Genomic DNA, 12,106 nt, shown 5'->3' on the forward strand with positions numbered 1-12,106 from the left:
GGGCGCCGGCGGGGCGGGCGGAGCCGGCGGGGCCTCGGCGGCCGGAGGCGCGGGCGGGGCCGGAGGAGGAGGCGGCGAGACCCAGTCCTGGCGGGTGACGGCCAGGGCGGCCAGCGGCGTGGCGACGGCGGCCATCACGGCGACGGCCAGGACCACGGTGAGCGGCCGGCGGCGAGCGGAAGTGTTCGTCATGATGCAGGCGATCCTTGTCTTCAGCGTGCGGGCGTCGGCGGCCATGGCGGTCGCGGCGATGCGGGCGGGGTGGGCGGACGGGACGGGGCTGGCGGCCAGGCCGATCAGGGCCCGGGCGTAGAGGGCGCGGTCGACGGTCTCCAACGCCACGGCGTCGGCGGCTTCTTCCGAGCGTTCGATCAGGACGGCGTGCAGCCGCCAGACCAGCGGGTTGAACCAGAACATCGCCACGGCCAGGCGCGACAGGACCAGGAAGATCCAGTCATGACGGCGCAGGTGAGCCAGCTCGTGGGCCAGGATGGCGGGGGCGGCGCGGCGCTCGGCCAGGCTGGTCGGGTCCACCAGCACGAAGCCCGGCGCGACGCCCCAGCTGAGCGGTCCGGCGATCCGGTCGCTGGACACCAGGCCCGGGCGGTCCTCCGGCGACAGGCGCTCTAGCGGCGCCAGCCAGTCGGGGCAGGTCACGGCGCGACCCCGGCGGGTCCAGCGGTTCAGGGTGTGCAGGCCCAGCAGCAGCCGACCGACGACGGCGGCGAAGCCCAGCAGCCACAGGCCGCCGATCAGGTCGGGGCTGAGGCGGGGCCAGGACCAGGCCGGCGCGCTCGACGCGACCAGGTCGCCCGTCGCGGCGGGCGCCGCCAGCGGGACGGCCGACGGCAGGGCCAGAGGCGGCGCGGCCGGGAGCAGGGGCAGGCTCATCGCGGGCAGTAGGTTCATGATCACCGGCAGGGCCAGCAGCAGGCAGACCGTGGCGCGCAGGATGTCCACGCGCTCGACGGCGCGCTGGGTCAGGAACCGGGCGCACGCCAGGCCGGCGGCCGCGACCAGACTGGACTTGACCAGCAGGGAGGCGAGCAGGATCCAGCTCATGGCTTGCGCTCCTCCCCGCCGTTCACCGCCTTGTCGATGGCCTCTTCCAGGGCGGCGGCCTCTTCGGGCGTCAGGCGCTGGCCCAGGCCCAGCAGGGCGGTGGCGGCGCTGGCGGCCGAGCCGGCGAAGAAGGTGTCGATCATCCGCCGCAGGGCCCCGGCCGCGACGGCCTCGGTGCGCTGGACGGGGCTGTAGAGGAAACCGTCGGGGCCGCTGGTCCGCTCCACCAGGCCCTTGGACTCCAGGCGCGAGAGCAGGGTGCGCACGGCGGAGTCGCTGAGCGGGTCGGACAGGGCGGCGCGGACGCCAGCCGCGGTACCGCCTTCCAGCCGGCACAGGGTCTCGAAGACCTCACGTTCGCGTCGGGGCAGGGATTCGATCACGGCGGGCTCGCAATGGTTGGCGCTACAAATGTAGCGTTACACGTGTAGCGGGGCGGGCGAAGTGAATTCGTCGTAATCCGCGCCGAGACCCTCGAAAGCCCTCGCGCCGCCCCGCCTTCGCCCCCTCATGGTCAAGATTGAGGGCGATAGAGGGATCATGACCCCGCGCGCGCGCCTCCTGACCCTCGCCGCCGTCCTCGGCCTGGCCTTCGCCGGCGTCGCCGAGGCCTCGGTCGCGCCGAAACTGGTCGAGACCCCCGCCACCGCGCCGGGCGAGGCCATGGCCGTGCTCTATTCGGGCGACGGCGGCTGGGGCCCGCTGGACCGCGGCGTCGCCAAGGTGCTGGCCAAGGACGGCGTCCCGGTGCTGGGCGTCAATTCGCTGCGCTACTTCCTGGACAAGCGCCCGGCCCAGGCCGTGGCCGACGACCTGGCCGACCAGCTGCGGACGCACCAGGCCAAGTGGGGCCGCCAGAAGATCGTGCTGGTCGGCTATTCGTTCGGCGCCGACGCCCTGCCGGCCATCGTGCCGTTGCTGCCGGCCGACCTGCAGGGGCAGATCCAGAGCGTGGTGCTGATCGGGACCGGTCCCCATGGCGACCTGACCTTCCGGCCCGCCAGCTGGCTGAACCGTCCCACGGCCCACTCGTTCGAAGTGGCGCCCGCGGTCGAGGCGCTGAAGGGCCTGCCGATGACCTGCATCTACGGCGACAAGGAGCGGCTGGACATCTGCCCCAGCCTGCCGATCCGCCAGGTGAAGCTGCGCGGCGGCCACCACTTCAACGGCGACTACGACGGCCTGGGCCAGGCCGTCGTGAAGGCCGCTTCGCTCTAGCGTCACAAGGGTAACCGGCGCCCGCGCACATTGGCGTGAGCGCATCGTGACTCGGGACGAGGGGATCAAAACCCCGGCGGCGCGCGTTTTGAAGGCCTGTACACATCGGAGAGGGCCTTACTCGCCATGACCGCGTTCGGGTCAGTCGTTCGGCATGCGCCGAGCGAACTGCCGCCACCACCAGTCGCCTTGCCGCTTCACGCGGCGTTGTTTCTCGATCTTGACGGAACCCTGGCCCCGATCATGCCCCGACCCGAACAGGTCGGGCCCGACGCACGCCGCGCGGCGCTGCTGACCGACCTGACGCGCGCCCTCGAGGGCCGTCTGGCGGTGGTCAGCGGCCGCGCGCTGGAAGACCTGGACCGCATCCTGGAAGGCCGCGTCACCTCTGTCGCCGCGGTCCACGGCCTGGTGCGCCGGGGCGTCCACGGCGTCGACCGCGCCAAGCCCCATCCCGACCTCGACCACGCCCGCGACGTGCTGCGCGATCTGGCGCGCAGCGATCGGGGCCTGCTGTTCGAGGACAAGGACCTGAGCGTCGCCTTGCACTATCGCAACGTCCCCTCGGCCGCCGACGCGGTGATCGAGGCGGCCGAGCGCCTGGCCCAGGGTTCGGAACTGGTCCTGCAGCTGGGCGACATGGTCGCCGAGCTGCGCACGCCGGGCCAGGACAAGGGCAAGTCGGTCGCCGCCTTCCTGCGCGAGACGCCGTTCGACGGCGCGACGCCGGTGTTCGTCGGCGACGACCTGACCGACGAGGACGGCTTCGCCGCCGCCGCCCGCCTGGGCGGTTACGGCGTGCTGGTCGGCCCGGAACGGCCCACCCAGGCCTCGTACCGCCTGGACGACTGCGCCGCCGTGTTCGACTGGCTGGGCGCGGGCCTGGACGCCTTGGGGAGGAGCGCCGCATGAGCCGCCTGATCGTCGTGTCCAATCGCGTCAATCCGCCCACCGGCAAGGGCGACGAGAGCGTCGGCGGCCTGGCCATGGCCCTGGCCGCGGCCCTGCGCGAATATTCCGGCATCTGGTTCGGCTGGAGCGGCAAGACCACCGACAAGTTCACCGGCCAGCTGAACATGCAGAAGGCCGACGGCGTCACCGTCGCGACCGTCGACCTCGAGGAGGGCGACTACCAGGAGTACTACAACGGCTACGCCAACAAGACGCTGTGGCCGCTGTTCCACTTCCGCGTCGACCTGACCGCCTACGACCGCTCGTTCGGCGAGGGCTATGACCGAGTCAACAAGCGGTTCGCCGAGACCCTGCTGCCGCTGATCGAGCCTGACGACGTGATCTGGGTGCACGACTACCACCTGATCCCGATGGCCCGGGAGCTGCGGCGGCTGGGCGTGACCAACCGGATCGGCTTCTTCCTGCACATCCCCTGGCCGGCCCACCAGCTGGTGGTGACCCTGCCGCGCCACCGGCCGCTGGTGGAGGCGATGTTCCACTACGACCTGATCGGCTTCCAGACCGAGGAGAGCGTCCAGGCCTTCGAGGGTTACGTGTTCAACGAGGTGGGCGGCGAGCGCACCGAGGACGGGCGCCTGACCGCCTTCGGCCAGACCACCCGGGCCGGCGCGTTCCCGATCGGCATCGACGCCGAGGACTTCGCCCGCATCAAGGACAGCCCGCGCGCCCTGCGCGTCTACGACCGGCTGATGGCCCACAGCGTGTTCCGCAAGATGGTCGTGGGCGTGGACCGCCTGGACTATTCCAAGGGGCTGGAGGAGCGGCTGATCGGCTTCGAGAAGTTCCTGCACGACAATCCGCAGGCGCGCCGCGAGGTGATGCTGCTGCAGATCGCCCCGATCTCGCGCGACGAGGTCGAGGCCTACCAGGACCTGCGCGGGCGGCTGGACGGCCTGATCGGCCGGATCAACGGCGCCTATGCCGACATGGACTACAACCCGATCCGCTACCTGAACCGCAGCTATCGCCGCGACGAGCTGGCCGGGGTGTACCGCGCCTCCAAGGCGGCCCTGGTCACGCCGCTGCGCGACGGCATGAACCTAGTGGCCAAGGAGTACGTGGCCTCCCAGACGCCCGAAGACCCGGGCGTGCTGATCCTGTCGCGCTTCGCCGGCGCCGCCCGGCAGCTGAAGGACGCGCTGATCATCAATCCCAACAGTCCCGAGGAGATCTCGGACGCCCTGACCCGGGCGCTGAACATGGACCTCGACGAGCGCAAGCGGCGGTTCGAGAGCCTGATCGACAACGTCACCCGCCAGGACGTCACCGCCTGGCGCGACGACTTCGTGGCCCAGCTGCGCGATCCGGACCCGGCCCAGATCAAGACGGACGGCGCCAAGTTCGCCCTGACCGCGCCGGCCGCCGCCGCGCCGTCCCTGGCCGTGCGGATCGGAGGCAGGGCGTAGGCGTTCAAGACCGGTCCGGGATTCTCTGTCCTGGATCGTTGCCCGGCGGTGGTCGGGACCTTCTCGACGAAAGGTGATCCCATGGCCGCGCGACCCACCTGGCAGGGCCATCTGAGGCTGTCGCTCGTCACCTGTCCGGTGGCGATGTACACGGCCGTCAGCCCCGGCGGCGAGGTGCGGTTCAACCTGCTGCACCCCAAGACCCACAACCGTATCAAGATGGTCGCCACCGATCCCGACCTGGGGCCGGTGGACCGGGCCGACCTGGTCAAGGGCTACGAGTACGAGAAGGACCACTATGTGATCCTGACGCCCGAGGAGATCGAGAGCGTGCGGCTGGAGAGCACCCGCACCATCGACATCGAGCGCTTCGTCGACGCCGACGCCATCGACCGGCTGTACTGGGACAATCCGTACTTCCTGGTCCCGGACGGCAAGCTGGCGGTCGACGCCTACACCGTGATCCGCGACGCCATGGCCGGGGCCGGCAAGATCGCGCTGGGCCGGGTGGTCATGCACACCCGCGAGCGGCTGCTGGCCATCGAGCCGCGCGACAACGGCCTGGTCGCCTACAGCCTGCGCAGCCACGACGAGGTGCGCGACGCGGGCGAGCTGTTCGACGACATCCCCGACCGCAAGGCCGACCCGCAGATGGTGGCCATCGCCGAGAAGATCATCGAGCAGCAGGAAGGCCCGTTCGATCCCAGCCAGTTCAAGGACCGCTACGAAGACGCCCTGCGGGCCCTGATCAGGCAGAAGGAAAAGGGCGGCAAGGCCAAGGTGACGGCCCCGGAACCCGAGAACACCAACGTCGTCGACCTGATGGAGGCCCTGCGCAAGAGCCTGGGCCAGAAGCCGGGCGCGGCCGGAGCCAAGCCCGCCGCCAAGAAGGCGCCGGCCCACAAGGCGCCGGCCAAGAAGCCGGCGGCGCGCAAGAAGGCCTCCTAGGCCTTCGTGCAGGCCAGGGTGTCGCCCAGGCTTAGCGGCGCGCCGCCCCGCGAGATCATCCAGTCCACCGTCATCGCCGCCGGGCCGGTGCGCGTATAGACGAACTGTTCGCCCGGTTCGCCCGCGCCCTGGCGGGTCCAGGTCCAGCGGTCGCCCTCCCAGCCGGGCGAGGCGTACCAGCGCAGGCCGCTGAAGCCGTCGGCGATCGTGGCGCGGAAGCCGCCGGCGACCTTGGCGACGCCCCAGGTCTCGTTGGCCTTGTAGGTCCCCGGCGCTTGGTCGCGGTGCTGCTTGAGCAGGGCGCCGGTGTCGGGGTCGCGCGTGAAGGCCATCGCCGAGGCCAGGGGCTTCTTCGACGGCTCGAAATGGCCGGCGCACGTCCAGGCGCCCTCGAAATAGGCCAGCGGGTCGGGAGCGGCGGAGTCGGGCGAGGCGGCGGCCATCAGGCCGGCGATCAGAAGGCTTGTCGGCATGGAACCTCGCGACGTGTCGGCGGGCAGGAAAGCATCATCGGCGCCGCGCGTCACGCGCTGGCCAAAAAGCCGCACCCCGCAAGGCGGCTCTCCCGCCAATTTCGCTTGTCAGGCGACGGAGCGATCGGCGACATGCCGGCGGGTACAGTCGCCGGACCAGCATGAAACGTTTCTTCGTCGCGCTCGCCTGCCTGACCCTGCTGGGCTGCGCCAGCTTCGTGCGTCCGCCATCGCCCCCCACCGGCGACCTGGAGTGCCTGGGCGCGGCCGGCGCCCGCCCGACCGTGGTCCTGGAGGCCGGGGCGTTCGGCGGGGCGGCGGACTGGTCGCTGGTCGCCGAGAGCCTGGCCCGGAAGGGCTACCGGGCCTGCGCCTACGATCGCGACGGCCTGGGCCTGTCCACCATGCACGACCTCGACCGCTCGCCCACGGCCGTCGCGGGCCGCCTGCACGACCTGCTGGACCGCAACGGCGTGACCGCCCCGGTGATCCTGGCCGGGCATTCGAACGGCGGGCTGTATGTCGAGGCCTTCGCCCGCAAATGGCCGGAGCGGACGGCCGGGTTGGTGCTGGTCGACGCCGTGGGGACCGAGGTCCGGGAGCACCCGCTGGCCCTGGCCGACCTGGAGCACGAGGCGCGCCTGTCCGCCCTGACCCCGACCGCTCGCGCCCTGGGCCTGACCCGGCTGGTGCCGCTGATGGACGACATCTCGCCGGCGGCCGAGGCCGCGGCCCGGCGGCGCTCGACCTGGACGGGGCGGACCAGCATCCAGGCGGGGCTGGAGGAGGTGCGGGCCTTCCTGCCGGGCCTGGCCGCCGTCGACGCCCTGCCGCCGCTGCGGCCGACCATCCCCGTGGCGGTGATCGTCGCCAGCCGGTCGCCGACCGCGCCGCTCGACCGCGACTGGCGCGCCGCAGAAGTCACTCCCGCGAGCCGCGCCTGCCGGGCGGTGGTGATCGACGCCTTCGCCAGCCACACCTCGATCCTCGACGCCCAGCGCGACTATGTGGTCGACGCGGTGGCCTGGCTGGACGGGGCGCAGCCCTGGGCGGGCGTCACGCGGTGCTGAGCGCTCCATAAACCGCTCATCCCGGCGAATGCCGGGATGAGCGGAGTTCAAGGAGCCGCTTGCGCAGCGGCGCGTCGTAGAACCGCAGCGCGATCCAGGCCACGACCGGCGCGACCACCACCGCAAGGACGGGGAACCACAGCGGCAGGTCCGTCCGCCAGCCGCCCGGATAGAGCCGCAGCATCACCGCCCAGGTCGCCCAGTGCATCGCGTACAGCGGGTAGGAGACGTCGCCCGTCGCCCGGCAGATCGCGCCGGCCGCGCCTTGCGGGTCGTGGGCGCCGAGCGTCACCAGCAGCGGGAACAGCACGGCTACGCAGCCATAGTCGTAAAGGCCGTTCCACGACGTCAGGCCGCGCGGGAAGATCGGGATCACCAGCACCGCGAACAGGACGATCGCCGGCAGCCACAGGCGCGGCCGGGGCGCCAGTTCGCGATAGCGCCAGCAGGCCCAGCCCAGGCTGAAGCTGAAGGTCGCCCGCACCACGCCCAGCCAGAAGGTCGCCTGGTCCCAGCCGGTCTCGACCCCGTTCAGCCCCAGGGCCACCCACAGCATGACGCCGCCGCTCAACAGCACGATGGCCGCCAGCACCATGTCGGGCGCGCGGCGCAGCGGGAACCACAGGGCGCTGACGATGACCTCCAGGCACAGCGACCAGGCCGGCGGGTTGAACGGGAAGAGGCTGGGGAAGGTGTACTCGGCCGGATGGCCCATCCGGGGGATCAGCAGCAGCCCCCGGGCCAGGTTCGGCCAGAACGGCGGGCTGTGGCGATGGGTCAGCACCGCGCCGATCAAGGTCGACAGCACCAGCAGGGGCCAGATCCGCACGATGCGGATGCGCAGGTAGGCGAGCCAGCCGATGTCGCGCCGCACGAACGCGTGGGCCAGGACGTAGCCGCTGAGGCAGAAGAAGAAGTCMACCGCCAGATAGCCGTGGGCGAACCGGCCCGGCCGACCCGACCAGTCGGCGGCGTGGTAGAGCAGCACCCCCAGCGCCGCCACGGCCCTCAGCCCGTCCAGGGCCGCGAGGCGTTGTGTCCTGTGTTTCCTCACGCGCCGGTTTTCTCAGGATCGCGCTGCGAAAGGCAAGAGGGCTGCGCCGAGAGTGTATGAATCCATAGGTTGTATTTATGGCCTCCTCATCCTATTGTCGTGCTGGTGGCAATCCCGCCATGCGCACGCCATGAGGGCGCCGAGATGGATGCTTCCCAAGCTCAGCAGTTCAAGGACTCGATCGCCAAGGCCGGCGACAAGGCCGACACGACCTTCCCGCCGAACTATTGGATCACGCTGACCAACATCGATCCGGGCACGAACTGGATCAGCCTGCCGCAGTCGGGCAATCTGTGGATCTACTACGAGTGGTCGAACGCTCCCGCCGCGGCCATCTATGTCTGGCACCAGGGCGGCTCGACCACGCCGATCAATCCGGGTCCCAACACGATCGCGGTCAACGAATGGGACGCCATCGTCTACACGCTCGGCGATCCGTCCAACGACCTGATCAAGGTCGGCTACCAATACGTCTGACGCCGTTCCGGCCGGTCGCCGTCGGCGCGCTGTCGGCGGCGGCTAGCCCCACGTCGCCATCAGCAGCATCACCGCGCCCACCTCGACCGCGTCGCTGAAGCCGTGGGCGATCATCGGGGCCAGCAGGCTGCGCGAGCGCTCCATCAGCCAGACATAGGTCAGCCCCCAGGCGAAGGCGTAGACCTGCTGGGCCAAGGCCAGGTGCAGCGGGTTGTGCAGGAAGCTGTCGTAGTGGGCCAGGCCGAACAGCACGGCCACGACATAGGCCGCCACCGGCAGGTCCAGCCGCCCGATCCGCAGGCGTCCGGGAACCAGCACGGCCAGCATGCCCACCAGCAGGCCGCGGAAGATGATCTCCTCGTTCGGCCCCGCCGCCATCATCACCCCCAGCCAGCCGGCGATCGCGCCGAGCGATGAGATGTCGTAGCCGCCGTCCGGCGCGGTGTGGGCCAGAAGCTGGGGCCAGTAGTCGGCGACCAGCATGACCAGGCCCATGGCGACGCCGACGGCGACCGCCAGGCCGGCGTAGGTCTTGCCCGGCGGCCAGCGCAGATTGTTGTCAGCCTGGGGCAGGACCTTGCGCATCACGGCCAGGGCGACCAGGCCGGTGACGATCTGGAACAGGGTGGCCAGGGCCACGAAGATCCAGACCTCGCGATGGAAGAAATCCAGGTTGTGCTTGAACACCCAGCGGGCCGCCTCGCGGCCGGGGACCAGCAGGGTCTGCATCAGCACGGCGGCCAGCACGATCGGCCACAGGGTCGACCAGAGGCGGAACCGGAAGCCGGTGACTTCCACGAACGGACGAGGTGACGGGGGCAGGGCGAGGTCGGTCATGCCGACCTGATGCCAGCCTCAGGCCGCGCGGGTCTTGAAGCTATGTTGCAGGCTCAAGGTTCGCCAGGCGCCCGGCGAGCGGCCGGTCAGGTCCTTCACGTCGCGGCTCATATGGGCCTGGTCGGCGAAGCCGGCCTCGGCGGCGATGTCGGCCAGCGAGGCGTCGCCCTCCACGACCGCGCGCCAGGCGCGACGGGCCCGGGCCTCGACGCGGAAGCGGGCGGGCCCCACACCATAGGCGTCGCGGAACCAGCGGAAGGCGGTCTCGCGGGCCACGCCCTGGTCGCGGGCCCAGGCCTCGACGGACGGGGCGTCGTCGCCCGACAGCGCCTGGGCCAGCCGATCGGAGGGATCGGCCAGGGCCGGCGCACCTTGTGTCAGGCCCTCCAGCAGGGCGGCGGCGGCCTCCAGCGGGTCGCGCTCGGCCAGCCGGGCCAGCAGGTCGGGATCGCGCGCCCGCGCCATGGCGGGACCGGTCAGGTCGCAGCTCAGTGGCAGGTTCAGCACCAGGGCCTTGCCGGGGCGGCGGTTCCAGTGGCCCGAGAAGCGGCCGTGCAGCAGCACGTCGCCGGCCCGCACCCGCCAGCGCCCCCGCTCGCCGGCTTCCTCGTACCCGCCGTCCAGCACGACGGCGGCGTAGGCCTCGTCGTGGATGTGGCGGGCGATGGTCTCGCCGGGGACGAGGCGCGAGCGGAGGGCGGTCATGATCCGCAGCTTAGCGGCAAAACCGCGTTCGGCGACTTAAAGCCTCGTCATGTGCGCCAGCCTGAGGACGGGGTCACGGATGGGCCCGCAGATAGGCGATCAGGTCGGCCCGGTCCTGGGGGGAGGCGGTGCGGGCGCCCATCGAGGTTCCCGGCACGAACCGCTTGGGATCGGCCAGCCAGGCGTCCAGCGTCTGGTCGTTCCAGGTGAAGGTCCGGGCCGCCAGGGCCTTGCTGTAGCGAAAGTCCGGCACGGCGGCGACGTGGCGGCCATAGACCCCGCGATGGCGCGGCCCGAAGCGGTTGCCGTCCAGGCTGTGGCAGAAGCCGCAGCGGCTCCCGTAGAGCCGTTCGCCGCGGGCGACGTCGCCGGCCAAGGGCGCGGCGAGGGCGGGTCCGGCGGCAGCCAGCAACGCGGCGGCGAGGAGGACGGCCCTCATTGTCCGCCCACCATCGCGCGGACCGCCTCGACCAGCGTGACCTCGCCGCGCACCAGCACGCCCGCGCCGGGCTCGAAGTCGATCAGGCCGGAATTCAACCCGTCATAGACCTCGACCAGGCCCTGGGCGTAGTCGGGGCCGATCCCCGCCTCGAGGAAGGCCGGCAGCAGGGCCTCGCGGGGCAGGGGGACGATCTGGACCGGACGGCCGGCCACCGTGGCGAAGGCCTCGGCCAGGTCGATCGGCGAATAGTCGGCCGGACCGGTCAGGTTCAGGATCCAGTCGTCGCCGGGGTCCAGCAGGCGGCGGGCGGCCAGCCGGCCGATGTCGAGGGCCGAGACGGTCTGCATCGACCTGTCGAACGGGACCCTGCCGCTGGGCAGGACGCCGGCCTCCAGCACGGCGGGCACGGCGAAGGCCCAGTTCTCCATGAAGTCCGAGGCGCGGATGTAGGTGACCTCGGCCCGGGTCCGGCGCAGCTCGGCCTCGAAATCGTGCAGGGTGCGGATCACCCCCGTGCCCTCGGCCAGGTGCGCGCCGCCCGACGACAGGGCCACCACATGCTGCAGGCCGGCCCGGTCGATCGCTTCGGCGATCGCTCGCGAAGTGCGAAGGCCGGCTTTCACAGCGTCGTCGGCCTGGAGGTGCGGCGGCAGCATCACATAGGCGCCCTCGACGCCCGTGAAGGCGCGGGTCAGGGCGTCGGCGTCGTCGGGATCGACGACCATCGTCTCGACCCCTTCGGCCGTCAGCGCGGCGGCCTTGGCCGGGTCGCGGGTGAGGGCGCGCACGCCCGCGCCCAGCCGCCGAAGTTCCCGCAAAGCCGCGCCGCCGGTCTGCCCGGTGGCGCCCATGATCGCGTACATGTCAGCCTCCATCTCAAGGATGGGGCCGTCGTAAACCGGTGGTTTCCGGGGCATAAGTACGCACTATTTTTATACCGTCCGCTTTCCTCGAACGATCGTTTGGAGCGCCTTGATGTCCAAGCAGCTCGCCCCCTGGTGCCCGGTCGCGGCCACGGTCGACGTGATCGGCGGCAAGTGGAAGCCGACCATTCTGTTCCACCTGAAGGACCAGCCGCGCCGCTTCAACGAACTGCGCCGGCTGATGCCCGACATCACCCAGCGGATGCTGACCCTGCAGCTGAGGTCGCTGGAGGAGGACGGGATCGTCTCGCGCACCGTCCACGAGGTGGTGCCGCCGTGGGTCGAATACGCCTTCACCGAGCGGGGGCTGACGCTAGGACCGCTGCTGGAGGCGATGGAGGACTGGGGCCACGCCTACGGAAAACCCCTCTCCCAGAGGGAGAGGGAGGGACCCGCCGCGTAGCGGTGGGAGGGTGAGGGGTTAGGGACGGTTKACGGCGTGCCGGCAGGGCGTTCGCGTGACATCGGCAAAGGTGTAACCCCTCACCCTCCCACGGACTTCGTCGCGGGCCCCGCCCT

General features: G+C 71.2%; 15 protein-coding genes. 7 read left to right on the forward strand and 8 right to left on the reverse strand.

Features of this window, described 5'->3' with window-relative positions:
• Positions 1–1,062, reverse strand: a 1,062-nt coding sequence (locus tag AC1U89_RS14650; protein ID WP_479900423.1) for a M56 family metallopeptidase, incomplete at its 3' end; no start/stop codon positions are given.
• Complete coding sequence (locus AC1U89_RS14655; RefSeq protein WP_479900424.1) at positions 1,059–1,445, reverse strand: BlaI/MecI/CopY family transcriptional regulator; 387 nt, start codon at positions 1,443–1,445, stop codon at positions 1,059–1,061. The genes AC1U89_RS14655 and AC1U89_RS14650, both read right to left, overlap by 4 nt.
• A 157-nt stretch (positions 1,446–1,602) precedes the next feature.
• Here AC1U89_RS14655 and AC1U89_RS14660 point away from each other — a divergent pair, with 157 nt between their 5' ends.
• The 4 genes from AC1U89_RS14660 to ku all read left to right on the forward strand — a co-directional run bounded on the left by AC1U89_RS14660 (position 1,603) and on the right by ku (position 5,606).
• Positions 1,603–2,280 (forward strand): AcvB/VirJ family lysyl-phosphatidylglycerol hydrolase, encoded by a 678-nt coding sequence (locus AC1U89_RS14660; protein ID WP_479900425.1) that lies wholly within the window; start codon positions 1,603–1,605, stop codon positions 2,278–2,280.
• A gap of 126 nt (positions 2,281–2,406) precedes the next feature.
• Positions 2,407–3,192 carry a trehalose-phosphatase gene (gene otsB, locus AC1U89_RS14665; RefSeq protein ID WP_479900426.1) on the forward strand — a complete coding sequence of 262 codons (786 nt, stop codon included), beginning with the start codon at positions 2,407–2,409 and terminating at the stop codon, positions 3,190–3,192.
• Entirely contained in the window at positions 3,189–4,658 is a 1,470-nt protein-coding gene (locus AC1U89_RS14670) for an alpha,alpha-trehalose-phosphate synthase (UDP-forming) (RefSeq protein ID WP_479900427.1), read from the forward strand. The genes otsB and AC1U89_RS14670 overlap by 4 nt, the downstream gene beginning before the upstream one ends.
• A gap of 81 nt (positions 4,659–4,739) precedes the next feature.
• Positions 4,740–5,606, forward strand: a complete 867-nt coding sequence (gene ku / locus AC1U89_RS14675; RefSeq protein WP_479900428.1) for a non-homologous end joining protein Ku — start codon at positions 4,740–4,742, stop codon at positions 5,604–5,606.
• Here ku and AC1U89_RS14680 read toward each other — a convergent pair.
• Complete coding sequence (locus AC1U89_RS14680; RefSeq protein WP_479900429.1) at positions 5,603–6,079, reverse strand: hypothetical protein; 477 nt, start codon at positions 6,077–6,079, stop codon at positions 5,603–5,605. The two genes, ku and AC1U89_RS14680, sit on opposite strands and share 4 nt — an antisense overlap.
• Positions 6,080–6,240: 161 nt before the next feature.
• On the opposite strand from AC1U89_RS14680, the gene AC1U89_RS14685 reads away from it, so the two are divergent.
• The gene (locus AC1U89_RS14685) at positions 6,241–7,149 is read left to right on the forward strand and encodes an alpha/beta fold hydrolase (protein ID WP_479900430.1); all 909 of its coding nucleotides are present in this window, start codon (positions 6,241–6,243) and stop codon (positions 7,147–7,149) included.
• 16 nt (positions 7,150–7,165) lie between these two features.
• Here the strand turns inward: AC1U89_RS14685 and AC1U89_RS14690 are convergent, their stop codons facing one another.
• Positions 7,166–8,203, reverse strand: coding sequence for an acyltransferase family protein (locus AC1U89_RS14690; RefSeq protein WP_479900431.1), 1,038 nt, complete (start codon positions 8,201–8,203; stop codon positions 7,166–7,168).
• Between the two features lie 144 nt (positions 8,204–8,347).
• Here AC1U89_RS14690 and AC1U89_RS14695 point away from each other — a divergent pair, with 144 nt between their 5' ends.
• Positions 8,348–8,680: a hypothetical protein gene (locus tag AC1U89_RS14695; protein WP_479900432.1), complete on the forward strand. Its 333-nt coding sequence runs from the start codon at positions 8,348–8,350 to the stop codon at positions 8,678–8,680.
• Positions 8,681–8,722: 42 nt separating this feature from the next.
• Here the strand turns inward: AC1U89_RS14695 and AC1U89_RS14700 are convergent, their stop codons facing one another.
• From AC1U89_RS14700 to AC1U89_RS14715, 4 genes are all read right to left on the reverse strand, one after another.
• On the reverse strand, positions 8,723–9,517 hold the full coding sequence (locus tag AC1U89_RS14700) for a CPBP family intramembrane glutamic endopeptidase (RefSeq protein ID WP_479900433.1): 795 nt from the start codon (positions 9,515–9,517) through the stop codon (positions 8,723–8,725).
• 18 nt (positions 9,518–9,535) lie between these two features.
• Positions 9,536–10,222 (reverse strand): helix-turn-helix domain-containing protein, encoded by a 687-nt coding sequence (locus AC1U89_RS14705; RefSeq protein WP_479900434.1) that lies wholly within the window; start codon positions 10,220–10,222, stop codon positions 9,536–9,538.
• Between the two features lie 73 nt (positions 10,223–10,295).
• A complete protein-coding gene (locus AC1U89_RS14710; protein ID WP_479900435.1) occupies positions 10,296–10,661 on the reverse strand; it encodes a c-type cytochrome in 366 nt (121 codons plus the stop codon).
• The gene (locus AC1U89_RS14715; protein WP_479900436.1) at positions 10,658–11,527 is read right to left on the reverse strand and encodes an NmrA family NAD(P)-binding protein; all 870 of its coding nucleotides are present in this window, start codon (positions 11,525–11,527) and stop codon (positions 10,658–10,660) included. Before AC1U89_RS14715 ends, AC1U89_RS14710 begins: the two co-directional genes overlap by 4 nt.
• Positions 11,528–11,639: 112 nt before the next feature.
• Here AC1U89_RS14715 and AC1U89_RS14720 point away from each other — a divergent pair, with 112 nt between their 5' ends.
• On the forward strand, positions 11,640–11,990 hold the full coding sequence (locus AC1U89_RS14720) for a winged helix-turn-helix transcriptional regulator (protein WP_479900437.1): 351 nt from the start codon (positions 11,640–11,642) through the stop codon (positions 11,988–11,990).
• The last annotated feature ends 116 nt before the right edge of the window (positions 11,991–12,106 follow it).

This window comes from Caulobacter sp. 05T431 (genome assembly GCF_056665975.1).